General features: G+C 47.1%; 27 protein-coding genes, 2 tRNA genes and 1 riboswitch. Of the genes, 9 read left to right on the top strand and 20 right to left on the bottom strand.

The window, feature by feature from the left end:
• Nucleotide 1: 1 nt before the first annotated feature.
• The 6 genes from V7723_RS10570 to V7723_RS10595 form a co-directional block, all read right to left on the bottom strand.
• Nucleotides 2-928 (bottom strand): AAA family ATPase, encoded by a 927-nt coding sequence (locus V7723_RS10570; protein WP_443024215.1) that lies wholly within the window; start codon nucleotides 926-928, stop codon nucleotides 2-4.
• A 152-nt stretch (nucleotides 929-1,080) separates the two neighbouring features.
• A complete protein-coding gene (locus V7723_RS10575; protein WP_335684434.1) occupies nucleotides 1,081-1,866 on the bottom strand; it encodes an FAD binding domain-containing protein in 786 nt (261 codons plus the stop codon).
• 15 nt (nucleotides 1,867-1,881) lie between these two features.
• Nucleotides 1,882-4,230, bottom strand: coding sequence for a xanthine dehydrogenase family protein molybdopterin-binding subunit (locus V7723_RS10580; protein ID WP_335684435.1), 2,349 nt, complete (start codon nucleotides 4,228-4,230; stop codon nucleotides 1,882-1,884).
• A 3-nt stretch (nucleotides 4,231-4,233) separates the two neighbouring features.
• Nucleotides 4,234-4,701: a (2Fe-2S)-binding protein gene (locus V7723_RS10585; protein WP_335684436.1), complete on the bottom strand. Its 468-nt coding sequence runs from the start codon at nucleotides 4,699-4,701 to the stop codon at nucleotides 4,234-4,236.
• A 163-nt stretch (nucleotides 4,702-4,864) separates the two neighbouring features.
• A complete protein-coding gene (locus V7723_RS10590) occupies nucleotides 4,865-5,503 on the bottom strand; it encodes a CoxG family protein (protein ID WP_335684437.1) in 639 nt (212 codons plus the stop codon).
• A gap of 81 nt (nucleotides 5,504-5,584) precedes the next feature.
• On the bottom strand, nucleotides 5,585-6,079 hold the full coding sequence (locus tag V7723_RS10595) for a PAS domain-containing protein (RefSeq protein ID WP_335684438.1): 495 nt from the start codon (nucleotides 6,077-6,079) through the stop codon (nucleotides 5,585-5,587).
• Between the two features lie 213 nt (nucleotides 6,080-6,292).
• On the opposite strand from V7723_RS10595, the gene V7723_RS10600 reads away from it, so the two are divergent.
• Entirely contained in the window at nucleotides 6,293-6,892 is a 600-nt protein-coding gene (locus tag V7723_RS10600; protein ID WP_335684439.1) for a hypothetical protein, read from the top strand.
• Between the two features lie 27 nt (nucleotides 6,893-6,919).
• Here V7723_RS10600 and V7723_RS10605 read toward each other — a convergent pair whose 3' ends face one another.
• The 9 genes from V7723_RS10605 to V7723_RS10645 are packed head-to-tail and all read right to left on the bottom strand — an operon-like array spanning nucleotide 6,920 to nucleotide 14,440.
• A complete protein-coding gene (locus tag V7723_RS10605) occupies nucleotides 6,920-8,611 on the bottom strand; it encodes a Na(+)/H(+) antiporter subunit D (protein WP_335684440.1) in 1,692 nt (563 codons plus the stop codon).
• A complete protein-coding gene (locus tag V7723_RS10610; protein WP_335684441.1) occupies nucleotides 8,604-8,876 on the bottom strand; it encodes a hypothetical protein in 273 nt (90 codons plus the stop codon). Before V7723_RS10610 ends, V7723_RS10605 begins: the two co-directional genes overlap by 8 nt.
• A gap of 11 nt (nucleotides 8,877-8,887) precedes the next feature.
• Nucleotides 8,888-10,396, bottom strand: a complete 1,509-nt coding sequence (locus V7723_RS10615) for a monovalent cation/H+ antiporter subunit D family protein (RefSeq protein WP_335684442.1) — start codon at nucleotides 10,394-10,396, stop codon at nucleotides 8,888-8,890.
• Nucleotide 10,397: 1 nt separating this feature from the next.
• Nucleotides 10,398-11,894, bottom strand: coding sequence for a monovalent cation/H+ antiporter subunit D family protein (locus V7723_RS10620; protein WP_335684443.1), 1,497 nt, complete (start codon nucleotides 11,892-11,894; stop codon nucleotides 10,398-10,400).
• A gap of 1 nt (nucleotide 11,895) precedes the next feature.
• Complete coding sequence (locus V7723_RS10625; RefSeq protein ID WP_335684444.1) at nucleotides 11,896-12,267, bottom strand: cation:proton antiporter subunit C; 372 nt, start codon at nucleotides 12,265-12,267, stop codon at nucleotides 11,896-11,898.
• Between the two features lie 9 nt (nucleotides 12,268-12,276).
• Nucleotides 12,277-13,314 carry a Na(+)/H(+) antiporter subunit B gene (locus V7723_RS10630; protein WP_335684445.1) on the bottom strand — a complete coding sequence of 346 codons (1,038 nt, stop codon included), beginning with the start codon at nucleotides 13,312-13,314 and terminating at the stop codon, nucleotides 12,277-12,279.
• A 9-nt stretch (nucleotides 13,315-13,323) separates the two neighbouring features.
• A complete protein-coding gene (mnhG, locus tag V7723_RS10635; protein ID WP_335684446.1) occupies nucleotides 13,324-13,680 on the bottom strand; it encodes a monovalent cation/H(+) antiporter subunit G in 357 nt (118 codons plus the stop codon).
• The gene (locus tag V7723_RS10640; protein WP_335684447.1) at nucleotides 13,680-13,967 is read right to left on the bottom strand and encodes a monovalent cation/H+ antiporter complex subunit F; all 288 of its coding nucleotides are present in this window, start codon (nucleotides 13,965-13,967) and stop codon (nucleotides 13,680-13,682) included. The genes mnhG and V7723_RS10640 overlap by 1 nt, the downstream gene beginning before the upstream one ends.
• Nucleotides 13,964-14,440, bottom strand: a complete 477-nt coding sequence (locus tag V7723_RS10645; RefSeq protein WP_335684448.1) for a Na+/H+ antiporter subunit E — start codon at nucleotides 14,438-14,440, stop codon at nucleotides 13,964-13,966. Before V7723_RS10645 ends, V7723_RS10640 begins: the two co-directional genes overlap by 4 nt.
• 401 nt (nucleotides 14,441-14,841) lie before the next feature.
• Between V7723_RS10645 and V7723_RS10650 the strand changes: the two genes are divergently transcribed.
• Entirely contained in the window at nucleotides 14,842-15,411 is a 570-nt protein-coding gene (locus tag V7723_RS10650) for a cold-shock protein (RefSeq protein ID WP_335684449.1), read from the top strand.
• Between the two features lie 31 nt (nucleotides 15,412-15,442).
• On the opposite strand, the gene V7723_RS10655 is transcribed toward V7723_RS10650, so the two are convergent.
• The 3 genes from V7723_RS10655 to V7723_RS10665 form a co-directional block, all read right to left on the bottom strand.
• Entirely contained in the window at nucleotides 15,443-16,381 is a 939-nt protein-coding gene (locus tag V7723_RS10655; RefSeq protein ID WP_335684450.1) for an ABC transporter substrate-binding protein, read from the bottom strand.
• A gap of 22 nt (nucleotides 16,382-16,403) precedes the next feature.
• Complete coding sequence (locus tag V7723_RS10660; RefSeq protein WP_335684451.1) at nucleotides 16,404-17,177, bottom strand: ABC transporter permease; 774 nt, start codon at nucleotides 17,175-17,177, stop codon at nucleotides 16,404-16,406.
• Complete coding sequence (locus V7723_RS10665; protein ID WP_335684452.1) at nucleotides 17,174-17,983, bottom strand: ABC transporter ATP-binding protein; 810 nt, start codon at nucleotides 17,981-17,983, stop codon at nucleotides 17,174-17,176. The genes V7723_RS10660 and V7723_RS10665 overlap by 4 nt, the downstream gene beginning before the upstream one ends.
• Nucleotides 17,977-18,080, bottom strand: a riboswitch (TPP riboswitch). (Overlaps the previous gene by 7 nt.)
• Nucleotides 18,081-18,125: 45 nt before the next feature.
• Here V7723_RS10665 and V7723_RS19815 point away from each other — a divergent pair.
• The 6 genes from V7723_RS19815 (at nucleotide 18,126) to V7723_RS10690 (ending at nucleotide 20,448) form a co-directional block, all read left to right on the top strand.
• Nucleotides 18,126-18,602, top strand: coding sequence for a DUF192 domain-containing protein (locus V7723_RS19815; protein WP_443024216.1), 477 nt, complete (start codon nucleotides 18,126-18,128; stop codon nucleotides 18,600-18,602).
• Between the two features lie 30 nt (nucleotides 18,603-18,632).
• Complete coding sequence (locus tag V7723_RS10670; protein ID WP_335684453.1) at nucleotides 18,633-19,064, top strand: PaaI family thioesterase; 432 nt, start codon at nucleotides 18,633-18,635, stop codon at nucleotides 19,062-19,064.
• 110 nt (nucleotides 19,065-19,174) lie between these two features.
• A tRNA-Pro gene (locus tag V7723_RS10675) sits at nucleotides 19,175-19,251 on the top strand.
• A gap of 169 nt (nucleotides 19,252-19,420) precedes the next feature.
• Nucleotides 19,421-20,038 (top strand): PA14 domain-containing protein, encoded by a 618-nt coding sequence (locus V7723_RS10680; RefSeq protein ID WP_335684454.1) that lies wholly within the window; start codon nucleotides 19,421-19,423, stop codon nucleotides 20,036-20,038.
• Between the two features lie 6 nt (nucleotides 20,039-20,044).
• On the top strand, nucleotides 20,045-20,347 hold the full coding sequence (locus V7723_RS10685) for an ETC complex I subunit (protein WP_335684455.1): 303 nt from the start codon (nucleotides 20,045-20,047) through the stop codon (nucleotides 20,345-20,347).
• Nucleotides 20,348-20,371: 24 nt separating this feature from the next.
• A tRNA-Arg gene (locus tag V7723_RS10690) sits at nucleotides 20,372-20,448 on the top strand.
• Between the two features lie 335 nt (nucleotides 20,449-20,783).
• Here V7723_RS10690 and V7723_RS10695 read toward each other — a convergent pair.
• Nucleotides 20,784-21,428 carry a class I SAM-dependent methyltransferase gene (locus V7723_RS10695; protein ID WP_335684456.1) on the bottom strand — a complete coding sequence of 215 codons (645 nt, stop codon included), beginning with the start codon at nucleotides 21,426-21,428 and terminating at the stop codon, nucleotides 20,784-20,786.
• Nucleotides 21,429-21,778: 350 nt separating this feature from the next.
• Nucleotides 21,779-22,708, bottom strand: coding sequence for an NAD-dependent epimerase/dehydratase family protein (locus V7723_RS10700; protein ID WP_335684457.1), 930 nt, complete (start codon nucleotides 22,706-22,708; stop codon nucleotides 21,779-21,781).
• 332 nt (nucleotides 22,709-23,040) lie between these two features.
• Here V7723_RS10700 and V7723_RS10705 point away from each other — a divergent pair, with 332 nt between their 5' ends.
• A complete protein-coding gene (locus V7723_RS10705; protein WP_335684458.1) occupies nucleotides 23,041-24,234 on the top strand; it encodes an MFS transporter in 1,194 nt (397 codons plus the stop codon).
• Nucleotides 24,235-24,691: the final 457 nt, after the last annotated feature.

Consider the following 24,691-nt stretch of genomic DNA (forward strand, 5'->3'; position numbering starts at 1 on the left):
CCTAGCTATCGATTTCCCGGTTAATCTGATTGATGATTTCCGCAGCTTCGCTGCCTTGGATTTTGGTTATATCATCCTGGTATTTCAAGAGAACACCCAATGTGTCATTGATGACATCCGGATCAAGGGAGATGACATTCAATTCCGTTAAGGCACTGGTCCAGTCCAGACTTTCCGCAATACCGGGCAATTTGAACAGATTTGGATCTTTTCGAAGTGCTTGAATAAAGTCGACGATTTGCTCAGATAAACGAACATCTGCACCGGGAACCTTAAGAGCAATAATTTCTTTTTCACGCACTGCATTGGGGTAGTCAACCCAATGATAAAGGCAGCGGCGTTTCAAGGCGTCATGAATTTCACGGGTTCTGTTGGATGTGATTATGACGATTGGCGTCTCATCGGCTTTAATGGTGCCCATTTCCGGAATTGTAACCTGAAAGTCCGACAAGATCTCAAGAAGATAGGCTTCAAACGGCTCATCCGTTCTGTCCAGTTCATCGATCAACAGAACTGGCGCTTTTCCACCAGTGCTTTCAAGGGCATTTAGGAGCGGGCGTTTGATGAGGAATTTTTCAGAAAATATCTCGCTGACAAGATCATCCTTATTGGCATCGTTGGCTGCTTCGGCCAAACGAATTTCAATCATCTGCCGGGCGTAATTCCATTCATAAACCGCGGAGCTGACATCCAGTCCTTCATAACATTGAAGCCGAATGAGTGGACGGTCTAATTGTTCCGCCAGAACCTTGGCAATTTCGGTTTTTCCAACGCCGGCTTCACCTTCCAAAAAGAGCGGGCGCCCCATTTTTAGGGACAGGAAAAGGATCGTTGCGAGGCTTCGGTCGGCAACGTAATTGGCGTCCCGGAGCATGCTCTCTACATCATCTATGCTTTGCGGAAGGGTATTTGACATATTAGTGGACATCCAATCGTTTATTTCGAAGTGACAATATCTCTCTGAGCGTATTTCGGCAATTCTAGGAACAAAGAAACTACAGGAATGGTACGAAGGTCACAAATAGCTAAGGGGAAGCCGAAGCTTCCCCTTGATCACTGTATCTGAAAACTCAACGCCAATCAGGCGGCGGCAACAGCCCGTGATGCCATAACAGAAATCAGGTTTGAGCGATATTCTGCTGAGGCGTGAATATCCGTGTTCAATCCTGAGGCATCGGTGGCAATGCCAGAAACGGCACCGGCAGAAAAATCTGCATCCAATGCGGCTTCCATATCTGATTGCCGGAATACGCACGGACCGGCACCCGTGACGGCGACTTTTACACCGCCAGCGGATTTAGCAACGAAAACACCAACCAATGCATATCTCGATGCTGGGTTCGGGAATTTTGCATAAGCAGCTTGTTCCGGGATCGGGAATGAAATTTTAGTAACGATTTCATCCTCTTCCAAAGCGGTTTCAAACAAATCTACGAAGAAATCTTCGGCAGATATGCTGCGCTTGCTGGTATGGACAGTCGCCCCAAGCGCTACCAAAGCGGATGGATAATCAGCTGCCGGGTCATTGTTGGAAACTGACCCGCCAATTGTTCCCCGGTTTCTTACCTGTGCGTCGCCAATATGAGCGGCAAGAGAGGAGAGAGCCGGAATACTGGATTTAACTTCGGCAGAATCGGCCACGGCAACGTGCGTTGTCATGGCTCCAATGCTGAGTTCACTTCCATTAGAGGAAATTCCCTTCAGTTCATCTATACCGGCGAGATCTACCAGCTTACCAACTTGGGCAAGGCGTAGTTTCAGCGTCGGTATAAGTGTCTGACCTCCGGCAAGGAGCTTATCATCCTCGCCCAAGGTGGAAGCCGCGTCATTTACCCCAGAAGGGCGTTCATAATCGAAAGAGTACATTGAAGTTTTCCCTTCTTAATTGCTTTGAGCTGCGCGCCAGACTTTTTCAGGCGTCGCAGGCATATCGATATCTTTACCAAGAGCATTGGTAATGGCGTTCATGAGAGCGGCGGGAGCGGCAATCGCTCCTGCTTCACCACATCCTTTAACTCCCAGAGGATTGCTGGGGCAGGGGGTATTGGTCGTTTCTACCTTAAAGTTTGGTAGATCATCCGCCCTAGGCATGCAGTAGTCCATATACGAGCCCGTAATCAGCTGTCCAGTGTCGTCATAGACAACCCCTTCTAGCAGAGCTTGACCGATACCTTGAGCAATACCGCCATGAACCTGACCTTCGACAATCATCGGGTTGATGATATTTCCGAAATCATCTGATGCAGCCCAATCAACGACATCTACGACACCTGTATTAGGATCAATTTCCACTTCGGCAATATGAGTGCCGGCGGGGAATGTGAAGTTAAGAGGGTCGTAGAACGCATTTTCAGCCATGCCGGGTTCAAGGTCAGCCGGATAATTATGGGGGACATATGCTGCAAAGGCAATTTCTCCCATGGTTATCGATTTATCCGTACCGGCAACCGAGAATACACCATGTTCATGTTCAATATCCTCAACCGCTGCCTCCATCAGATGAGCAGCAACTTTCTTGGATTTTTCAACAATTTTGTCGATGGCTTTAACAATGGCCGATCCGCCAACAGCTAACGACCGAGACCCGTAAGTTCCCATTCCAAAGGGAACTTTGTCGGTATCGCCATGAACCACTTCGACACTTTCGATTGGAACACCCAATTTGTCAGAGATAATTTGCGCGAAAGTTGTCTCATGTCCTTGACCATGACTATGGCTACCAGTGAAGACCGTTACACTTCCTGTGGGATTAAACCGAACTTCGGCAGACTCCCAGAGGCCAACGCCAGCACCCAATGATCCAACCGCCGCTGAAGGTGCGATACCGCAGGCTTCAATATATGCAGCACACCCGATACCTCTAATCTTGCCATTGGCTTCTGATTGAGCTTTTCGGGCCGGGAAGCCGTCGTAATCAATCATTGCCTTGGCGGCATTCATGTTGGCTGGGTAATCGCCACTGTCATAGGTCATGATGACCGGTGTTTCATACGGATAGGCATCAGGCTGAATAAAGTTTTTCATCCTGAATTCCGTTGGGTCCATATTAAGATCGCGCGCAGCGGTTTCAATAATACGCTCAACAATATAGGTGGCTTCCGGACGACCGGCACCACGATAGGCATCAACCGGTGTGGTATTGGTAAATCCGGCTTGAACCTCAACATAGATGCAGGGCATTTTATACTGCCCGTTCAGCAACGTACCATAAAGATATGTTGGCACCGCAGACGCAAAAGTCGAAAGATACGCTCCCATATTGGCTTTCGTTGATACTTTAAAGCCAAGGATATGACCGTCCGCATCCAGAGCCAATTCACCGTGTGACGCATGATCTCTACCATGGGCATCGGTTAAGAAAGCTTCGGAGCGATCTGCTGTCCATTTGATCGGCCGATTTATCTTTCGGGCCGCCCAAACAGTCACTGTTTCTTCTGCATAAACGAAAATCTTACTGCCAAAGCCACCGCCAACATCCGGTGCAACGACGCGGAGTTTGTTTTCCGGTGCAATCGCCAGGAACGCGGACATAATCAGCCGCGCAACATGCGGATTTTGGCTTGTCGTATAAAGCGTCAGCTCATCTGTTCCCATGTCAAACTCAGCGAGAGCCGCGCGCGGTTCCATTGGATTTGGCGCAACCCGGTTATTGATGAGATCAATTTTCGAAATTGAATGGGCATTGGCAAATGCTGCGTCAACAGCCGCTTTATCGCCTAGTTCCCAATCATAACATTGATTGCCAGGTGCTTCTTCATGAATTTGAGGAGCTCCTGCTGCCAACGCCTTCGAGATATTTGTGACGGCCGGCAATTCGGAATAGTCAACATCAATGAGCTCTGATGCATCTTTTGCTTGCTGTAACGTGTCCGCAATAACAAAGGCAACCTGATCACCTACGTGACGCACGGCATCAATCGCCATACTGTTATGGGGCGGGGCATTGTGAGGTGTTCCGTCTTTACTGGTAATACTCCAGCCACAGATCAAGCCGCCAATGCCATCAGCAGCCATGTCGGCACCGAGGAATATATCAACAACGCCGGGCGCTGCTTTTGCGGCATCCAGATTAATGCTGACAATTTTAGCATGGGCATGCGGTGAGCGAAGGAAATATCCATGCGCTTGACCTACCCGGTTCATATCATCGAGATAATTTCCGTTACCGGTAATAAATCTCTGGTCTTCTTTACGCCTTACTGAGGCGCCAATTCCATTTTCAACAGACATCGTTCACCCTCCCATATTCTCCGCTGCAGCTTTGACTGATTTGACAATATTGTGATATCCGGTGCATCGGCAGATGTTACCTTCAAGTTCGGATCTGATTGTCTCTTCAGAGGGATTTGGGTTGCGTTTCACGAGGTCAACAGCACTCATGATCATACCCGGTGTACAGAAACCACATTGCAGGCCGTGATTTTCTTTGAAAGAAGCTTGCATCGGGTGGAGTTCCCCGCCGGTAGAAAGACCTTCAATGGTTGTAACCTCTGCACCTTCGGCTTGAACAGCCAACATTGTACAGGATTTCATGCTGTCGCCATTTACGTGAACCGTACAGGCACCACATTGGCTGGTATCACAGCCAACATGCGTTCCGGTCAGTCGTAGATTGTCTCTGATAAACTGAACAAGAAGTGTATTCGGCGCGATATCGCCGGTTACATTTTTCCCATTCACCGTCATGGAAACGGTTGTCATATTGTCTTCCTCCCTAAGTTTAAATCTTGACCGATCCAAATATTGACCGGCCGATCTTCCCGTAATTCTTTTTATAAGAACGATCGTTCTTTATGGAAATGAGTTTCCACTTGATCTAACGCGACGTCAAGGCTTGATGAGCCTAGTCGCGAAATGATTTTCTTCATCCCGCCAGATAGTAAAGGATAAGAGCCGCGACAATGCCTAACGGAATCAAGATAGATGGTTTCATCCATCCCTGGCTTGGCGCATCTTCTTGCTTAGCCGCTTCTTCGTTTGTCTCGTCTTCTGCAATAATTGGCGCCTCGGATTGGTCTTCCGATGGGGCCGCTGTCACAGGAGCCTCGCCATCAGCGGCGGCGGCGTTGCTGACAAGCTCGTTAAATTTGGTAAAAAACTCACCCGCAAGTTTTTTCGCCGTGCCGTCTATCAGTCGCGAGCCAATCTGTGCCATTTTCCCACCGACTGAGGCATTGACGTCATAGGCGAGAAGGGTGCCATTATCGGCGTCCTTCAACGTAATGTCGGCGCCACCCTTACCAAAACCCGCAGCACCACCTTTACCTTCACCGGTAATCGTGTAGCCGTTGGGTGCATCAATATTGCTTAAGGTAACGTTGCCTTTAAATGTCGCTTTTACGGGGCCAATTTTTACTTTTACTGTGGCAGCAAAGGAATCGTCGCCGGTTTTCTCAACAGACTCGCAGCCGGGAATGGCTTGCCGTAATATTTCAGGATCGTTAAGTGCTTCCCAGACACGCTCTCTGGACGCACTGATTAATTCTTCACCGCTCATCTGCATGATATTCTCCCGACAACAATTTTTTTTATGTTGGGATAAACCTACTCTATTCAAGTCTTCAAGGGCAAGCGGATGATGAACTTAAGTTTTATAGATCGGGCGGTCGAGCAGTCCCTGTTTGATATCCGCAAACTTGATGCCGACAATAAGTTTATCGACACTACTTCCATCGCTTGAGGCTGGTAGGATCAAGCGTTCATACTTCAATCGAATATTGGCCCGCACATCAGCTGACCCGTGCATATAGGTGGGCACACGAAATTGGACTGTGTGCTCATATTGCGGCAAGATTTCATCCAGATCCTTTTGTGAAAGGATTTGCTCCAGATATCGTCCGGTAATTGGTTCCAGATATGCCGGATTTACTGCGGATCCGGCCAAGCGTATAAAATATTTCGGCGTTTGTTCCTTTACATCCAGTAAAACAATATACTTTAAGCATTGCGGCACAGCCGCCGGATTGAATTGTTCACGCAGGGGTAAATTCTGATCCTCTTTAATTTCTTTCCAGTAATTCAAAAGATCTTCGAGTTCCATACTTTTGATATCGAAATTAACGTTCGGATATTTCGGCATCAATGACTAACTCACGAGATTGGAACAGGCATGTATTATACTATATAAATATATTATTTGCAAGAGATTAAATCTTGCTTAGGTAGTGCAAGGTCAAGCTGATGACCCTTTTTACCTCGCAATATTTGGATGTGCAACCTGTTAGGTCGTTAACCGACACTTAACCATTAATTTGTAGGTTGATCCTTAATTCAAAATGAAGTGAGGCTCACGATGCGTCCGGCAACAAGATCAACCTTTGATATTCTATACTGGTTTAACCTCAAGGCGGTGGAAATCAATCGCTCTTTGGAAACACCCTTTATCATCAAACTTCTTTATCTTTGTCAGGCTCTCCACGCTGCGTCTCATCAGCAGCAGAAATTGATGCCTGCAACTTTTCTGTCAACAGAAGCGGGCCCGATTGAACCGGATGCTTTTCTGGCGTTGGAACATGGGTTTGAATTAAGCTCTGCCGTAGCGCCCTCCGCAGATGTAGAAAAAACCCTGAGCACGGTTTGGCAAATTTGCCAAAACAAGAGCCTGACCGAGATAGATTTTATCTTGTCTTTTGATACTGCTCTGAAAGCAGCGTCTTCGCGGGGGCGAAACGCGGAAATTACAATTGGTGAAATGGCAGCCGCATATAAAAATGGTGGGCCGCTGTCGCGGAATGAAATTGCTTTCAACAAATTTCCAGATGGATCCGCGGTCGCGGCCAAAAGCTCTAATTTGGAAGCCGCGCCAAATGCTCAACAGGAAGTTCGTTTCACAGCTGATGGCCGATCCGTGACAAAATGGGCGCCGACCAAGCGGGTATCCGCTAAATCCTAATGGCGGCCAAGGCCTGTTAAACTGTTTTTAGCGATACAGGAAGACAACGATAAAACCCAATAAGGCGACAATGAGCGTAACAGCAGTGCCGGAGGACGATGTCTTCGCCATAAATTTCCCATAACCATGCGTATCCGCCGTCATCGTAATGATTTTGCGAGCATAATCAGTCCCGGTATCCGTCACCCACGTCCAAATGATCGCAATGAGCCGGCCAATGGCCAAAGCTAAAGCTTTTAACGGTTTGCGATAGAACCAATCGAAATCGAGGTTGGTTGACCTCAGCTCCGGTGGGTAAATTTTGTAGCGCATCAATAACGCAAAGGCGAGAACGGCAAACATCAGAAGTTGCAGCGACGTCACCACATGGCTCGTTGTATAAGGATGATATGTTGGTTCGTATGGCAGCAGCATATAAAGCGCATCCGGGAAGACACCAATGGCGATACAGAAAAAGGCTGCAATCCCCATGGCCAGCAACATATTAAACGGCGCTTCTTTCACACGAATGCCACTGTCATGGGCGAAGAATGTGAAATAGGGAACTTTGATGCCTGAATGGTCCATCACGCCGGCACTGGCAAATAACATAACCAGCCAGATGACAAGCATACCGGCATCACCCGCAGCGGATTGGATCATGGCCTTTGAAACAAAACCACCTGTGAGCGGGAAGGCGGCAATGGACATGGCACCAATAATACAAAACACCATAGTTACCGGCATTGATTTATATAACCCGCCAAGTTCAGATGCCTTGATAGTACCAGTCCGGAAAAGCACCGCACCCATGCTCATGAACAGTAAGCTTTTATACATGATATGGGCAAAGGCATGAGCGGCGGTTCCATTGAGGGAAAGCTCTGTGCCAATGCCAATACCTACCACCATAAATCCGAGCTGGTTATTCAGTGAATAGGCTAAAACCCGGCGCAGGTCATTTTCCAGAACCGCGTAGAAAATCGGGAATACGGTCATGACACCGCCAATGGGGATCAGAATATCCGTGCCGGGATAAGCGCGAGCTAAGGCATAGATGGCCAGCTTCGTCGTAAAGGCGGATAAAATGACAGTCCCAGTAACCGTTGCTTCCGGGTAGGCATCCTGCATCCAGTTATGCAAGAACGGAAAGCAGGCCTTGATACCGAAAGCAACGAGGATTAGACCAGTTGCAATGCTGCTCAGGCCAAGATATTCAAAGGCAATGGATCCGGTATCCTGGTAATATAGAATGAGGCCACCCAGCAAGATAACCCCGGAAGTAACCTGAATGATTAAATACCGCATGCCGGCCTTGTACGCGCGCTCAGTTCGGCTCGCCCAAATCAGAAAGACCGAGGATATGGCCGTCAACTCCCAGAAAACAAACAATGTGACAAGGTCGCCGGCAAATACTGCTCCAAGTGCCGAACCCATATAAATGAGCGAGACGAAATGCTGGATAGTATCTTTGACATGCAATGAATAAATCATGCCGATGAGGGATGCGATACAGAAGATGGTGCCAAAGATCCTCGACAGACGATCAATCCGCGTCATCTCAATCGACAGCCCTAGAAACTCATAATGTCCCCAGGTGCCAAGTCCAAGATAATACAGCTGTATGAAAGCCAGTATTGGCAGAGCCAGGATAACGAAGGAGCGGACAACACCTGAGGTGATCGGCACCAATAAGGCGCCGAAAATAAGAATAAATCCAGGGTTTAAGCCTTCAATCATAATAGTCCTCATCGCGCATGAGAAGGACACGTAACTTTTTGGCGATCAGGACCAATCCTACATAACAGACCAGACCATAAAGGGAATAGAACTCAAATATATTCTCAAACTCAAATTCCACATGTTTGTGGTAAACAATATTGAGCAGCGACAGGACGTCGGGAATAGCCACCAGCAAACTTATCACCAAGACACCATAGAAAATCTTGTCGTGATTTTTTGGGTCGTCCAGCCAGTATTTCTTTTCGTCATTAGGGTTCGACATCTGTTCTGCCCCTATGGTGTCAAAATGGGTTCGATCAATCTCATGATCGGATCCGCGAGGAAAAATAAAACAAAGCACATAAGTGCCGTAATAACAGGCGGTAGCACACAGAATAACGGTGCTTCCTTGATTTCCGACCAGGAAAAGCTCGATTTCTCGTATCCAACAGCAACTGGAGGGTCCGTTTGTCCCAAGGGTGGATAAAAGAAACCACGCGCGACAATTGGTAACAAATAGGCGATGTTGAGAAGCGAACTAATCAACAACACGACCATGATGTATAAATCACCGGTCTCGGCAGCTCCGACCATCAGATAAAATTTACTCCAACTTCCTCCGAGCGGTGGAAGGCCGATAATGCTTAAGGAACCAATCAGGAAAGCCATGAATGTTATGGGCATTTGCCGGCCAAGCCCCCGCATATCGCTGATTTCTGTCTTATGTACAGCCGTATAAATGGCGCCAGCGCAGAAGAACAACGTTATTTTACCAAACGCATGCATAACAATTTGCAGGGCACCGCCCGCGACAGCCACGGAAGATGCCATGGACGCAGCCAGAACGACATAAGCCAGCTGACTGATGGTCGAATAAGCGAGCCGCGCTTTCAAGTTATCCTTGGTCAGCGCGACGACAGAGGCTGCGACCAAAGTATAGGCAGCGACCCAGGTGAGCCATTCCGCAGAGCCGGTGCTCGCCAGAAAATCGATACCAAAGATGTAAATGACGACTTTCAAGACCGAGAACACCCCGGCTTTCACGACGGCAACGGCATGGAGTAGAGCACTTACGGGCGTCGGCGCCACCATGGCGGCTGGCAGCCAGCGATGGATAGGCATCAAAGCCGCTTTGCCAATACCGTACATGAAGAGGAACAACAGAACACCGGTGACGCCGGCACTAGCATGCCCTTGTAAAATACCGCCTTTAACGAAGTCCAGCGTGCCCGTCAGGCTGTAAACCCAGATGATAGCGGGCAGAAACAAACCAATAGAGGTGCTGATCAAAATACCCAGATAAATCCGACCACCCCGTAATGCATCGGCATTGCCCTTATGGGTGACAAGGGGGTAGGTGGATAGTGTCAAGACTTCATAAAACACAAATAATGTAATCAAGTTGCCGGAAAAAGCGACGCCCATGGTCGCCGCGATGGCGACGGCAAAGCAAACATAGAAACGTGTTTGTTTGGCTTCGTTGTTGCCGCGCATATATCCAATTGAATAGATGGAGTTTATGATCCACAAAGTGGAGGCAACGGCGGCAAAGGTCATGCCAAGCGGTTCGACTTTAAGAACCAAAGCAATTCCGGGTAACATTTCAGACATATGCACGACAGGTTCAATGCCATTCATTATGGATGGCAGAATACTGAATACGTTCGCACAAAGCACGGCCGCAGTTACCAGCGTGACAGTTTCCCGGATATTTGGAGCTGAATGGGCAAGTGTAATTCCCAACGCGCCAATGAGCGGAATAATCAAGGTCAGTGCGACATGCGTTTCCAAGGAGAATATCATTTTACGATCCTCCTAGAAGAAAGGTGGCTGCCGCTTCGGCAAAGCCCACGTTAATGGTCGTGTCGATACCGAAATAAAAGCTGCCTAGAATAAAAATCCAGCAGGGGATCAACATGGACATCGGCGCTTCTGCTTTTTCGGAGCCTTCTGGTGGCGATCGGAAATAGGCGACTTCAACAACGCGCCAAATATAGATAACCGCTAGCAAACTTGAAATTAAAACAGCGACGACCAGCGCATATCCGAGATATGAGCCTTTTTCCAAGGCGGCCAGAATAAGAAACCATTTGCTGATAAATCCGGGTGTCAACGGCACGCCAATCAAGCCGAGCCCTCCCAGCACGAACCCAAATGTCGTGATTGGCATGCGTTGCCCAATGCCTTCGAGGTCTTTCAGGTAAACGGAACCAACCGCATAGAACATACAACCAACAGAAAGAAAGAGGCCGGTTTTAACAATAGCATGGTTAAACACATGGACGAGCGATGCCGTCAATCCGCTTTCGCTGGCAAGTGAGATACCAAGAACCATATAGCCGAGTTGGGCGACGCTGGAGTAGGCGAGTAACCGTTTGAGGTTTTTCTGAAATATTGCCACAGCGGACATGGACAGAAAGCCGATGACAGCGAGCGGCAACAGGATGTCAGCAAGATCGATGATACCGAAACTGTAATCGCCGCCGAAAACCGTATAGATGAACCGGATCAACAGATAGACAGATACTTTGGTCGCTGTGCCCGCAAAAAAGGCGGTAACGACGCTTGGCGCATAGGTGTACCCGTTAGGCAACCAGATATGGAACGGGAAAAGAGCCAGTTTAATGACAATCCCCACAACCAGGAAACCAACAGCGGCACGTATGGGCCGAGTATCTTCAATATCTGAAAATCGCGACGCAATATCCGCAATATTCAACGTGCCGGTCATGACGTAGAGCAAGCCGACGCCGATAAGAAAAAAAGTCGCGCCGACGGTTCCAATAATTAGGTATTGGTACGCGGCCGTAAGCGCGCGCCGGTCATTCTGCGCACCGGCAGCAATCAACACATAGGACGATAGCGACATGATTTCGAGGAATACAAATATATTGAAAGCGTCGCCGGTAATACAAATGCCCATCATTCCTGTCAGAGCAAGCAAATACGCGGCATAAAACAAACCCTGTTGTTTTTCAGGAATTTCACTGGTGATGCTTTCTCGTGCATATAGCAAGACGCCAGTGCTGATGCCGCTGATGATCAGCAACAAAAAGGCGTTTAAAGGATCGACAAGATATTCGATCCCCCAGGGCGGCGCCCAACTACCCAGTTCATAAGAGATTGGCCCCGTCGCATTGACTGCCAGGATCAATTGAATGCTAATTAGGAACGATATCGCACTGATGATCGTGGTTAGCGCCCAAGGTAGGCTCTTGCCCTTGAGAAGTGCACAAACGGCGGCGGAAAGCAAAGGAATGACCACGACGAGGATCGGATAATGGGCGGACCAGAAAGCCATTCTACTTATCTTCCTCTATCTCAAGTTCGAGGATCTCGTCTTCATCAATCGTCCCAAAAGTTTCCTTGATCCGGACAACAAGCGATAATCCAAGCGCCGTCGTCGCGACGCCAACCACAATGGCTGTGAGGATAAGTACATGGGGCAGGGGGTTTGAATATACAGGCTCAGGTGCACCTTCCAGAGCTTCAACGACAATTGGAGCCGTGCCGCCGGTGATTTTTCCCATGCTGATATAAAACAGGAAAACTGAAATCTGGAATAGGGAGAGCCCAATGAGTTTTTTAACGAGATTGCTCCGGCTCATAACAGTGTACAAGCCGATCATAAGTAGAATGATGCAAATCCAGTAATTGAAATAACTAAAATACATTTCTGGTCCCTAATCCGGCATCTTTGAGACAGGATCTGCACGTCCGACAAACGCGTAGTAGATTGCCAGCATGGCGGCGGCAACAGTGATGCCAACGCCGAGTTCGATTAACAATATCCCGAGATGTTGACCACTGACCGGGTCGCTCGATAGAACATTGTAGTCGAGGAAATTACCGCCCAACAAAATGCCAACGATGCCAACGCCTCCATACAGAAGGACACCAAAAGCAATCAAATACAAAACAGCGTTCTGACTCAAAACCCGTTGGGTAAATTGCAATCCGAATATGAGCGCATACAGAATAAATCCGGCCGCAAAAATTACACCAGCCTGGAATCCGCCTCCGGGCCCATAATCTCCATGAAACTGAACATAAAGTGCGAACAATAGAATAAACGGAATCAGGAGCTTAGCGATAACGTGCGGGATAAGGTCATGGTCACTGCCAATCCCTAATAAATTGCGGCTTTGGCCGTTTCTTGATGTTGTGTTTTCTTTTTCTTCGTCGGTTTTCTTGCGTCTGCGCTGGCCGAGAATGAGCAGCACACCGATACCGGCCGTAAAGACAACAGTGGTTTCCCCAAAGGTATCAAATCCACGGTAACTGGATAGTACCGACGTTACCATGTTCGGGACACCAATTTCAATTGGACTGATCTCGATGTATCGAGGCGCAACATGGGTATGAACCGGGTTATCCGGACTACCATAAGTGGGCAATTGATATGTCGCGTATACGAGAACAGCTCCGACAGCTAAACAAATTGCCATAGGTGCCGGGGCTATTTTTATGCCTGCTTTTTCTTGAGATCCGACAAGCGCGAGTGTGCCGATATACAGAACAGTACTTATTCCAGCGCCAACGGCCGCTTCTGTGAAGGCTACGTCAACGGCATCGAGGCTGACAAAAACAAGCGCCATGATAAAGCTGACAATACCGAGCAGCATAGTTGCCACGAACAAGTTGCGCACTGTCAATACTGTCAGCGCCCCGGCAACCAGCAGAAACATTAAAAAAATGTCAATAAACTGAGCTATGATCATTCCTCCCAATCACGCGTCATTACTTTGTCCGTCCGCGGGCTCGTCATCGCCTGCTTTAAATCCATCCAGTTTGGGTTTCAAACCTGCCACGAAACTGGCATGGGCAAGGGCATAGGATGCTGTGGGGCTGGTAAAGAATACAAAGACAATGACCATGAGTAATTTTACTGTAACCAACGAGAACCCGCTTTGAAAAGACAGTCCGACAAAAATTAGAAAGGTGGCCAGTGTATCGGCCATGCCGCCGGCATGGACCCGAGTGTAAAGATCCGGAAGGCGGAGCAAACCGAGACCTGTGACTAAAAGGAGGAGGCTTCCGGCAATCAGCAGGACCCAGGTTGCTATATCCAGGACAATATCAATCATCATGAATCCTCAGACTTGGAAAGCCGGCCGCGCAAGGTACCAAATTTGAAATATTTTAAGACGGCGAGTGTGCCAATAAAATTCACAAGGGAGTAGACGAGCGCTAAATCCAGAAAATCAGGTCTGCCGGTAAGGAAACCACCTACACCAATAAGCAAAACGGTTTTTGTTCCGATTGCATTGACTGACAGGATGCGATCGTAAGAAGTGGGCCCGAGGATCGCGCGACTGAGTGCGAAAGCGATACTCACAAGAATTGCGATCGCCGTTATTGCATAAATGATCATCCTTCCCCCATAACTTTCGTGACCCTGCGATCCATCTCGCCATTTTTTACACCGTCGGCGGACGATTGCGTCAAAGAATGAACAGTTACCTCATCACCGTCCAAGTCGACAGTAACTGTGCCTGGTGTCAGCGTAATTGAATTGGCATAGATAACTTTGCCGAGATCAGAAGTCTGTGTCACTTTTGTCGTGAACAGGGAGGGGTTAAGATATTTTCCAGGGAAAAGAACACATTTGGCAACATCTAAATTTGCTTTAAAAATTTCGACAAGCAACCAGCCCCAATACATTACAATTTTTGGGCCTAAATGTAGCGGATGTCCTTCATGGTCAATAACGTCCATGCGCCGGGCGATGAGAGCCGTCAATAGACATGAGGCGACACCGAACCCAGTAATCAAAGGTGTATAATGACCAGATAAAAGCAGCCAAACCGCCATTAGAACAAGAAAAAGACTGATGGTTTTTAGCAAGTTGCAATCTTCCCCTGTTTGACGACGATCAGTTTAAACCAATTATTTATTGAACTTCTTTCTTTTGTATATGCCACGGGAATTACCTGCCTGCAAGAGCGAACAGGGCAGGAAGTGTTGCAAAGTGTTTTATTGATCAAGTCAGAAGCAAACTGGGTAGAAATAGATGTTTTACTACCATTTCAAATGGAGAAATTTCTAATCAAACTCGATAAAATAGGATTGGAAATGGCTTGTATAATCTAGAAAGGTTTCTGTGTGGCGGCATGATGCCACTGGGCTGGTTTGGAATGTTTTGAAGATGAGATAACGCGAATATTGAATTTATGATTAATAATATGCTAACCTATCTCTCTGGCAGGAAAGAGAAAAAGTGCGTCTGGTAGTTGTGGGAGTATTTTATGACGGCAAAAATCGAGCAGTTACATAGCAAAGATGAAGTCCGAGCGTCAGTTGAACCTCAGGAAGTGTCCTTTGAATTAACCGGCCGGGTTAAGTGGTTCAATACGGCGAAGGGGTTTGGCTTTTTGACGCCTGTTAGCGAACCAGGCGACATCTTTCTTCATTTGTCCTGCCTGCGTGAAGCCGGCCATGAGTATGTCGCTGAAGGGGTCAGTATCAGCTGCGAAGTTGTGCGCCGGGCTAAGGGCCTGCAAGCAATTAAAGTACTTGATATTGATACATCCACGGCGGTGCCGTTTGAACCTTTGCCTGTCGCAAAAGATAACGTAACCACACATCCCGCAGTACAAGGCGAAGGAGATTTTGTCGACGTGGAAGTGAAATGGTTCGATCCTGTAAAAGGATACGGTTTCTTGTCTCGCGGAGAAGGAACCCAGGATGTATTCGTCCATATGGAAACTTTGCGGCGCGAGGGCGCATTACCAATACAGGCAGGTCAACGGTTTCGGGTACGTATAGGGGATAGCGATAAAGGTCCGCAGGTCGCCGAAATCGAACGCCCTGAGTAAACATACTCACGGCGTTCGGATCCATTTAAAATTAATCTAAGGCAATGGCATAGCTCTTGATCGGCGGTATTTCCTTTATGAGGCCGCGGCCCTTCATGAATTTGGCAAAACGGTTATATCTACCAACATCAAGTGCTCCGGGACGCAATGCAAAGCGGGGCAAGGTCGCTGCCCAAGCCTCTTTGTTGAGTTTATTATCTAACTCTTTGTGCTTTTTAATAAAGAGAGACCAGCTTTCATCGGGATGATTGATAAGATATTGAACGGCTTCTTCCAACGCCCTTACAAATGGTTTGAGCCGTTCGTCTGAAAGCTTCTGGCTATTGGCGATAACAATCAACTCATCATAGCTTGGTATGCCTTCTTCTTCTGGATAAAAAGCATGGCCTGGTCGCCCCTCGATTTCCATTTGAAACAATTCAAAATTTCGATACGCCCCAATAACGGCATCAACCTGACCTGACAATAAACTTGGTGAAAGCGAAAAATTTACATTTATCAAGGTAATGTCTTTCGTTGTCAGCCCCACCCCCTCAAGCATCACGCCTAGAAGTGCTTCGTCAAAACCACTGACAGAATATCCTACTTTCTTGCCCTTTAGATCTGCGATCGTTTTAACCGGGCCGTCTTTAAGGACTAGCAAGGTATTCAATGGCGTCGCAACTAGTGTAGCTATACGGGTGACCGGTAAGTCCGCGGAAATTTGATAATATAACTGAGGCTGATACGTAATGGCCAGATCGGCCTTGCCCGCGGCGACTAGTTTTGGCGGGTCACTGGCATCTGCGGGAGCAATGAGCTCAACATCGAGTCCGTATTTTTTAAACAAGCCTTTTTCCTGCGCGACAACAAGAGTGGCGTGATCAGGATTAACAAACCAATCCAATATCACTGTAAGTTTTTCAGCGGCATTGGCAGCGCTTACTTGCATAAGCATAAATGCAAGGATAACGAGGAACCTTAATTTCATTAATTTTCTCCGGAGTGAATTTCTAACGGTTTATTTGGTCAGGCTGCCACGGCATGATACGGCGTAAAATGTGGTCAACCAGATAATATAGAGATATCGCCATAAGCGTGAGAACAAATAGGCTGGCAAAAAGTAGATCTGTCTGGACGCGGGCATTTGCATGAAGCATGAGAAAGCCCAGTCCCGCAGAAGAACCGACCCATTCTCCGACAATGGCACCAATAGGAGCAACGGCAGCGGCAACGCGTATGCCAGAAGATAGTGACGGTAAAGCAAAGGGTATTTTTATATATCGATAATTCAAAATGAGCTTCGATAATTTTGATTTTGTACTTCGTTGTTGCAAAAGACTGGAGAGACTTGTCCAGGCAGGATCTGTTCGGTTTAGTCCGTCGAGAAAACCAACAGCTACGGGAAAGTATATGATCAAAGCACCGACGATTATTTTAGGGCCAATACCGTACCCAAGCCAAAGCACGAGAATAGGGGCAATGGCAAAAACCGGAACAGCTTGGCTGGCAATCAAGACAGGAAATACCCATTGACGCACCGGTCGGTATGCCGAAATCATTAGCGCTGAAAACATCCCAAAGGTAAGACCCACTAGCAGCCCAAGCAAGATTTCAATCGCTGTAATGACAGCGTGCTCGGCAATTAAGCCTATTTTACTGACCAGCGTATTGAGGACGAGCATTGGCGACGGCAAGATATATTTCGGTAAGCCTGTTATCTCGGTAATGGCACCCCAAACAACAAGTAAACCCATAATTATTATAATCGGCCGCAGGTAATTCATACAGCGTCACCGTCGGTTAGCGCAAGCTGGCGCATAATTTCTGAATATTGGTGTTTCAAATAATCATCTGTTGGGTCGCGTGGAATAACGCCTTCGGGTATGATTTCCGGAGATAATGTGACGGGAGACCCGGAAAGGACGTGAACGACATGTCCCAACCGTAAAGCCTCCATCGGGTCATGAGTGATAAGCAATACCGTCTTTTCTTGTAATAGATCTGCCGCCAATCCCTGCAGCCGGAATTTGGTGATAGCGTCAAGGGCCGAAAAAGGTTCGTCCATGAGAACGATAGGGCAATTATCCATTAATGTTCGAGCAAGAGCTACGCGTTGCCGCATGCCGCCGGACAGTGTATCTGGACGAGCGGTTTCACGGTCTGCCAAACCAACATACTTCAGAAGCTCCCGGGCACGATCAAAATCAGGGGTGTCTCCTCTGAGCCTTGCGCCAATAACAACGTTGTCAATCGCGGAGGCCCAGGGAAGCAAAAGGTCCTTTTGGTCCATAAATGAGATTCGATTGCCTAATGGGGCATTATCGCTGCAACTAAGGGAACTACCGGAAGGTAAAGGGATGAAGCCAGCGATGATTTTCAAAATACTGCTTTTACCGACACCACTAGGCCCGAGTAAGCAGGTAATTTTACCAGGTTTTAAAGAAAGCCGCAGATCGTTGAGAACAAGAATGTCGCCAAATGTCAATTCGGTTAGTCGTAAATCAAGTCCAATTCGTGCATCTGCTTGATTAGCGGCGATGGGCGCGCTACCCTTTGCTCGAAATCGATTATTTGAGATGTCAGAGGCCATTAATAACTCGTTCCTACGCAGGTATTAGCCTGATCAGGTACCGGGGTCGTTCCTGTATTGGAACCTCTCAGCCGACATGGCTCCCCCCGAGGAGGGGCCACTATAGGGAATATATTTTTCTCAGCAAAGGAAATTTGGGAGAATGTGTCTGAACATTGGGAAATTTTACTGCAGTTGTACTCTGGTGGCTCTATTTTGCCTTCTTTTCTCGACGACTTCAACGGACGCGAGCGAGTTTGAGACGCGCTCGATATCTGTGAAAACAGTTTCACAGGAGATCAGACTACTTGTGGAGGTCGCGGATAACCAATCACTTCGGAATAGGGGATTAATGTATCGAGAAATGCTCGAGCCAATGTCAGGTATGCTGTTCGATTTTAATAAACCGACGCCCGTTTTTATGTGGATGAAGAATACGCCGCTATCGTTGGACATGTTGTTCATAGATGAACAGGGGAAAATTCTATATATAAAAGAGAACACAATACCGGGTTCACTTGACACGATCTCAGCCTCTCAGCCTGTTCGCGCAGTCTTAGAAGTTGCAGCGGGTTTTGCGCTAAGGCACGAAATCAGAATAGGCGATACCGTCAAGGATATTATTTTTAGTAATTATTAGAGTAATGCGTAAGAAAGTGCCGACATAAAAATGAAAAAGAATATCGGAGAAGCCAATATCCCCGAAGGGTTCGAGGAAGTCATCGGGGCAGCTCCTTTTGCCAATCGAAATGGTCCGTATTATGAAAAGAAAATTGATGATGAAGTTTCCATACGAGCTTTTCGGGCGGCAGAAAAACATTTGAATGGTGTAAAATTAGTTCATGGTGGCATGTTGATGTCTTTTGCTGATTCAGCGCTTGCCCGCGGCGTTATTCGTGCAACCGGTCGTCGCTGCGTCACCATCAAGATGAATTCGGAATTTTTATCACCAGCACGTGCCGGTGATTGGATAGAAGCCCATGTAGAGGTTATAAAAAGTACCAAAACTGTGGTTTTTGTTCGAGGAGAGCTCAAAGTAGGACGCCGAACGATCTTTAAAGCCGATGCGATATTTCATTACGTTCATGTTGGGCGTGACTAAAATTCTTCCATCAAAAACATGGTGAGTGGCTCTCGTGAAAAAAAGATGAAGTTTTTTCGATCATTCACTTGCGGGGCGCTCCGCAATAGTATAGATCATCACCTCACGTTCGGGGCGTAGCACAGCCTGGTAGTGCGCTCGCTTTGGGAGCGAGAGGTCGCAAGTTCGAATCTTGCCGCCCCGACCAATATAAAAACGCTGTAAAACAAGATTTTACAGCGTTTTTTTTATACCTAAAATTAATATCTTATGTTCTGGCGTTTTCCCTTATATTGAATGTTGTGTCGTTTCGATTGCCGTAATTGAAAATTTCTCTAAAATAGAGGTCAAATAGGTTTCTAAGGGATTACAGTGTCATGTTTAAATTTATTATGAAGTCAGAAATTTCAAAAATGGTTTCCGCCGGACTTTTGGCGATAGGAATAACTTTTACCGCATTTACGGTTTCAGCCGAACCCTTCACGGGATTGAAAGCTGCTTCACCACAACCCAATGCAGCTGAATTGACGCCAGGCCTTGCCGTCCAATATTATGGGGCGAAATTCAATAGCCTCGAGGACTTGGAAGGTTGGATGAAGTATGACGACGGGACTCCCGGTATCCCAATACCCATGTTGAATTACCAGGTTGGTGAAGGCGATGTATTGACGACTAAAAGTAACGATTTTGTCGGCGCTATCATCACAGGTTTTATCAAGATGGATAAGCCGGGGCGTTACACATTTATGGTTCATTCGAATGATGGGGTTTATCTGGCAATCGGTGATAAGCTGATTTATGAATTCCCAACGGTTCATGCAGATGCGTTTTCAGATGAATTAGTACTTGAGATTTCCGAGCCGGGCTGGTATCCGATCCACATTAAGTATTTTGAAAAGAAGAACACATCTACTCTCGAACTTTATTGGGAAGCCCCAAATGGGGGAGATATGGATTATGTTCCAGCAGAAGCGTTCGCACATATAGGAAAGTAAGGCAGCATGAGCCTCAAAGCGAGAATTTTTCAGCCGGCTAAAAACGCCATGCAATCGGGCCGTAAGGGTACCAAGCATTGGCGTTTGGAATATGCACCTGCTGCGCATAAATATGTAGAACCGTTAATGGGCTGGACAGGTTCGTCAGATACGACGCAGCAAATCGTCGTGGATTTTGATGATAAAGAAAGCGCGATCGATTTTTGTCAGTCAAATGACATTGACTTTACGGTATTTGAGCCTAAAAAACGCAAGCTGCATCTGAAAACCTATGCTGACAACTTTTCTTTTAGCCGTGTGAGAGGCTGACCCTGCGTCGATGCAAGAGATAATGGCCCCGTAGCTCAGCTGGATAGAGCAATTGACTTCTAATCAATAGGTCGCACGTTCGAGTCGTGCCGGGGTCACCATATAAGCCGTTGAAAATGTTATATTTTCAGCGGTTTTTTATTTTCTGAATAATTTGTTGATTTCAATAGGTAAGCACCGGGTAAGCATTTAGTTCTGTAATTTATGATAGATTGGCGTATATAATGATCTATGATTGAGGATGCCTCCACGCCGTAAGTTAGGTCATGGACCATTAAATATGGCATTCCAATTTCGTTGTCCGCTTATCGCTAATAACCAGACTATAATAAAGGAGCGTAAATTAGTCCGAGTCTGACCCAAAGGAGACTTCCTTATTTGATTTCGCGAAAGACAGCAATGCGGACAAAGCAGCCTTTCAGCCTGCTAGTAAAACTCAATTTGCGTTCTTCTTGGCTGCAATAAAGTAGCTAGATGCCCCCGAAAATATTTTCTGTGTTTCCGCAGCTTGAAAGTCACCGCCACTTACCAACTCATCCAAGTCAGAGCTTTGAAGCCGTCGTATCGGGACAGGAATGATCCCAAGCCTACACAATAGACGAACAAGCTGAATTTGGGCGCTAACAATAAGAGACATCTTATCCCGCAAGCACGGCGTTACAGAAATAAAACTCCCCTCAGGCTTTAGAAGTTCATGTGCCCTCCGCACGACGCGTTGCGGATCGGGCACTGTATGGAGCATGTTGAAGGCTAAAATGACATCAAACGAGCCTTTGCTGAATCCTTCGTCAAAAATATCGGCCTGCGCAAAGCTGACGTTACCAATGCCATTTGCGGCTGCTTTTTCCTTTGAAAGTTCAATCATTCTGCCAGCAATATCAATGCCTTGAATTTCTCCCACATGGCTGGCTAGTTCACAGGCTGTCGTGCCTGTTCCGCACCCATAGTCCAAAACAACATCGCTTTCCTTGAGGTGCCTCTTTGCGCATTCCCTTGATGTTTGATGGATATGTTCAAATCGCTCTTCGGTCCGGTCGTAGTTGTCGGCAGATTTATCCCAGAACTCTTTCGGTTTACTCATCGTGCGGCTTCCATAAAATTCAGAACTGTGTGGCGCTCCCGATGAGTGCCAGAGGACTTACTTCAACGCGTTCTTCTGATCGGTGATCCTACTTGACCCCTGCCAACCACCTTACGTCATTCGACGTGTTGTCTACAATCCGGACCTGACTGTGGTTGTCAGTTTGGGCTCGGAGTTGTCGTTTGCTTCAAATTCAGCTAATGACCCCTATTGGCACAAAAGAGACCTTTAGCGACACCATACTGAACGTCCGCTTTTGACCCAAAGCAGACATTCGTATCAGCAGAAAACAACGTTGCAGAATAAACATGGAGGATTAAACTTGCCGCCTGATCAGTTGCATCATCATCTTAATAAGTCTGCTTATAGGGAATTTTTAAGCGGTCATAAGCATAATGTTTGATACATTCTGCAAGCCCGTCATCAGGTGAATATTTGTCGATAAAGCCGATTTCGTCTCTGATCTTATGGGTTGAGACATAAAAATCCTGCTTGAAATCAAATTCTTCTGTTGGGCTATCAGAGACAATTATTTGGCCTTTCCAGCCGCAAAGTACTGCTATTTTTTTACACCATTCAAGGTCAGAATAGGGCCTTTCTTCCGCAACATTATAATAGTGATGGCCTTTCTGATTAGCCTCGATAACTTTAAAGATCGCGTAGGCTGCATTTTTGTGCAAACAGCGGGAAAATTTCCAATCAGCCTTTTGCCTTGGAATCTCTATTTCATTGTGGCCATCCAGCATTGCATCAAGGTAATTGCTGGTCCTTCTTTTATCCGGCCAGCCATAGATTGCCGGAAGTCTTAAAATTGTGACGTTTGAAAGTACATTCAGATAAGTCCTTTCTACATTCAGTTTGTCATATTTTTGACCCTCAATTCCTAATGCTGTACGCAGCGCCATATCCTCGGCAATGGGGCATTGCTGATACTCAACATCTTCTGTCCTGTGAATTTTTGCGTAAGCGGAATAGACATCAATGCTGGATATAACGATCACGGGCATACTTGGATTTATTCGTTGAACTAGCGATGATGTGTTACTTGCATCCTGTGTAGTAAACGGGATCATATCAATAAGGTAGTCCGGCGACACTTCCTCTATTATGCGTTCCAATTCAGCGCTGTCGTTTCTATCCGCTTTGAAAGCACGTTCAGTAAAGTAGCTTCGACCGTTTCTGGTTACAGTATTTATTTCAGAATCCGGAAGATCTGAATAAATTTCCTGTATCGCATGGGGACCAATAAGCCCTGTTCCGCCAATAAATAAGATCTTCATATTCTTATCACTTATGGGTCATTATATCCGTTTGTAAGTGAACTATACTTCTTTATCTGTAACGGTAAAGTCATCGTACTTTCCAAACGACCCAAGACTTCTGCTTCTGGCACTTAACTGACCTGGTCAGTGGTGTCTTTCAAGATCTGCTTCTGAAGGGGTAGCAGACATGCCGGATGTGCACAAAAGTTGCCTGCTATTGACCCAAAGCAGACGTTGTTAAAAAGCTTTCGCAGACCCAAATCCGATTAACACCGGAGATTGCTTGTTGGCGTAGAATAAGTATTATTACCATCAAAGAAACTTACGAGGCATATTGGGGGAGGCCGGGAATGGGGAGTTCTATACCTAGAAGATGGATTGTGCTTCTGGGTTTGGTTGTCGCCAGATTGGCCTTTGGATTTCAACTTCAGACCGTTAGCGTCTTAGCGCCCGGTCTCATGCAAGGGCTGGCCCTCGATCTTATAGAAATGGGAACACTTGTCGGTTTGTTTATGTTGCCGGGTCTTCTGCTTGCCTTACCTGGCGGCATGATCAGTCAAAAAATTGGAGAACGCCGCTTTCTAATTGGTTGCCTCCTGGCGATGGCATTTGGAGGGTTTCTGTGTGGCATGGCTGAAGACTATTCAACACTTTGGATTGGCCGGTTGATTTCCGGTTTTGGCGCGATTGGCATCAATGTCGCAATGAGCAAGATCGTCATCGATTGGTTCGCTGGAAAAGAAATCAACACAGCTATGGCTATATTCCTCTCAGGCTTTCCGGTTGGCATTGCCCTGGCGTTGGTTTCATTGGGCCATTTGGCAACACCCGATGGTTGGCCATTGGGTCTTCATTCAGCAGCAATGTTCAGCTTTGTGGCTCTCCTCGTTTTTCTTGTTTCTTACAGACGAGCACCCGTTTCTAGTAGTCAGGGCGGGCCCGCGCCAAGGCTAAATTTCGCCGAAGTGGCCTTGGTTAGCGTCGCCGGTCTGATTTGGGCCCTTTACAACGCAGCCTTCATGATCACCGTCAGCTTTGTCCCCCTTTATCTAATAAGTGAAGGACACAGTGCCGTTGGCGCCGCATCGTTGATGGGGATCGGCGTATGGGCGTCAATCTTTGGCGTCCCATTTGGGGGAATTGTTGCTGACAAAATCAGGCGGGTGAATTTATTCATTATCTCCTCACTCCTATTCTGGGCGGTTAGCATACTGTTGGTGATACCGTTTTCTCATTCCACATTCTCGTTGGCGATCCTATTAGCTGCAATGACGTTCGTCAGCAGTTTGTCGGCGGGGCCCATTGTCGCTCTAACCTCTGAAGTGCTTCGAGCCGAAGTGCGAAGTACTGGCATGGGGGTATTCTATATGTGGCTCTATGGCGGTTTGGCGCTAGGACCGATGATGGGTGGTTACGTCAGCGATGCGGTCCGCGATCCCGTCGCGCCAATATATCTAATTACGACATTGTTAGTCGTCGCTGCCATGACGCTTGGACTTTTCCGTTTGCTCCAGTCCCGTTACCCGCATAATGAACTGAGCTAGATACCAGCCCACTGAACGTCGCCTATTGGCACTTTTCAGACCTTTTCAGGTTTGCGAGTTTATGTCCGTAACTGCGCGGAAAGCAGAAGTTATTTCTGAGAAATCTGAAAATCCGTTTTCAAAGTCCGCTATGAGGGGCAAAACGGACTCAAATTATTGGCCGTCAATACTTCTCAGTTTGACCCAAAGGAGACCTCCGCAATTGATTTCACGAACGACAGCAATGCGGACAAAGTGACCAAACTCAAATATCGGCCAATTGCTGAACTGGGCGGAAAGCGGGCATCGGTCTCTTAAAGCTCGCCCTCAGTAAAACAAGTCAAAGCAGACATTCAGAATGATAAGACTGGGAATATCACTAACTACTGCTTCGGGTCCATAGTGCAAGTGGTCCCAAAATCAGAAAATGTCTACTTTAGTAAAATTGGGTTACGATTCCGCACCCAGCCTATTCGGC

The sequence above is a fragment of the Sneathiella sp. genome (assembly GCF_036960985.1).
In the GTDB taxonomy this organism is placed as follows: Bacteria; Pseudomonadota; Alphaproteobacteria; order Sneathiellales; family Sneathiellaceae; genus Sneathiella.

Coding starts and splice junctions, on each gene's coding strand:
- V7723_RS10570 (WP_443024215.1), bottom strand. CDS start 928: ATGTCCACTAATATGTCAAATACCCTTCCGCAAAGCATAGATGATGTA.
- V7723_RS10575 (WP_335684434.1), bottom strand. CDS start 1,866: ATGTACTCTTTCGATTATGAACGCCCTTCTGGGGTAAATGACGCGGCT.
- V7723_RS10580 (WP_335684435.1), bottom strand. CDS start 4,230: ATGTCTGTTGAAAATGGAATTGGCGCCTCAGTAAGGCGTAAAGAAGAC.
- V7723_RS10585 (WP_335684436.1), bottom strand. CDS start 4,701: ATGACAACCGTTTCCATGACGGTGAATGGGAAAAATGTAACCGGCGAT.
- V7723_RS10590 (WP_335684437.1), bottom strand. CDS start 5,503: ATGCAGATGAGCGGTGAAGAATTAATCAGTGCGTCCAGAGAGCGTGTC.
- V7723_RS10595 (WP_335684438.1), bottom strand. CDS start 6,079: ATGCCGAAATATCCGAACGTTAATTTCGATATCAAAAGTATGGAACTC.
- V7723_RS10600 (WP_335684439.1), top strand. CDS start 6,293: ATGCGTCCGGCAACAAGATCAACCTTTGATATTCTATACTGGTTTAAC.
- V7723_RS10605 (WP_335684440.1), bottom strand. CDS start 8,611: ATGATTGAAGGCTTAAACCCTGGATTTATTCTTATTTTCGGCGCCTTA.
- V7723_RS10610 (WP_335684441.1), bottom strand. CDS start 8,876: ATGTCGAACCCTAATGACGAAAAGAAATACTGGCTGGACGACCCAAAA.
- V7723_RS10615 (WP_335684442.1), bottom strand. CDS start 10,396: ATGATATTCTCCTTGGAAACGCATGTCGCACTGACCTTGATTATTCCG.
- V7723_RS10620 (WP_335684443.1), bottom strand. CDS start 11,894: ATGGCTTTCTGGTCCGCCCATTATCCGATCCTCGTCGTGGTCATTCCT.
- V7723_RS10625 (WP_335684444.1), bottom strand. CDS start 12,267: ATGTATTTTAGTTATTTCAATTACTGGATTTGCATCATTCTACTTATG.
- V7723_RS10630 (WP_335684445.1), bottom strand. CDS start 13,314: ATGATCATAGCTCAGTTTATTGACATTTTTTTAATGTTTCTGCTGGTT.
- mnhG (WP_335684446.1), bottom strand. CDS start 13,680: ATGATTGATATTGTCCTGGATATAGCAACCTGGGTCCTGCTGATTGCC.
- V7723_RS10640 (WP_335684447.1), bottom strand. CDS start 13,967: ATGATCATTTATGCAATAACGGCGATCGCAATTCTTGTGAGTATCGCT.
- V7723_RS10650 (WP_335684449.1), top strand. CDS start 14,842: ATGACGGCAAAAATCGAGCAGTTACATAGCAAAGATGAAGTCCGAGCG.
- V7723_RS10655 (WP_335684450.1), bottom strand. CDS start 16,381: ATGAAATTAAGGTTCCTCGTTATCCTTGCATTTATGCTTATGCAAGTA.
- V7723_RS10660 (WP_335684451.1), bottom strand. CDS start 17,177: ATGAATTACCTGCGGCCGATTATAATAATTATGGGTTTACTTGTTGTT.
- V7723_RS10665 (WP_335684452.1), bottom strand. CDS start 17,983: ATGGCCTCTGACATCTCAAATAATCGATTTCGAGCAAAGGGTAGCGCG.
- V7723_RS19815 (WP_443024216.1), top strand. CDS start 18,126: ATGTGTCTGAACATTGGGAAATTTTACTGCAGTTGTACTCTGGTGGCT.
- V7723_RS10670 (WP_335684453.1), top strand. CDS start 18,633: ATGAAAAAGAATATCGGAGAAGCCAATATCCCCGAAGGGTTCGAGGAA.
- V7723_RS10680 (WP_335684454.1), top strand. CDS start 19,421: ATGTTTAAATTTATTATGAAGTCAGAAATTTCAAAAATGGTTTCCGCC.
- V7723_RS10685 (WP_335684455.1), top strand. CDS start 20,045: ATGAGCCTCAAAGCGAGAATTTTTCAGCCGGCTAAAAACGCCATGCAA.
- V7723_RS10695 (WP_335684456.1), bottom strand. CDS start 21,428: ATGAGTAAACCGAAAGAGTTCTGGGATAAATCTGCCGACAACTACGAC.
- V7723_RS10700 (WP_335684457.1), bottom strand. CDS start 22,708: ATGAAGATCTTATTTATTGGCGGAACAGGGCTTATTGGTCCCCATGCG.
- V7723_RS10705 (WP_335684458.1), top strand. CDS start 23,041: ATGGGGAGTTCTATACCTAGAAGATGGATTGTGCTTCTGGGTTTGGTT.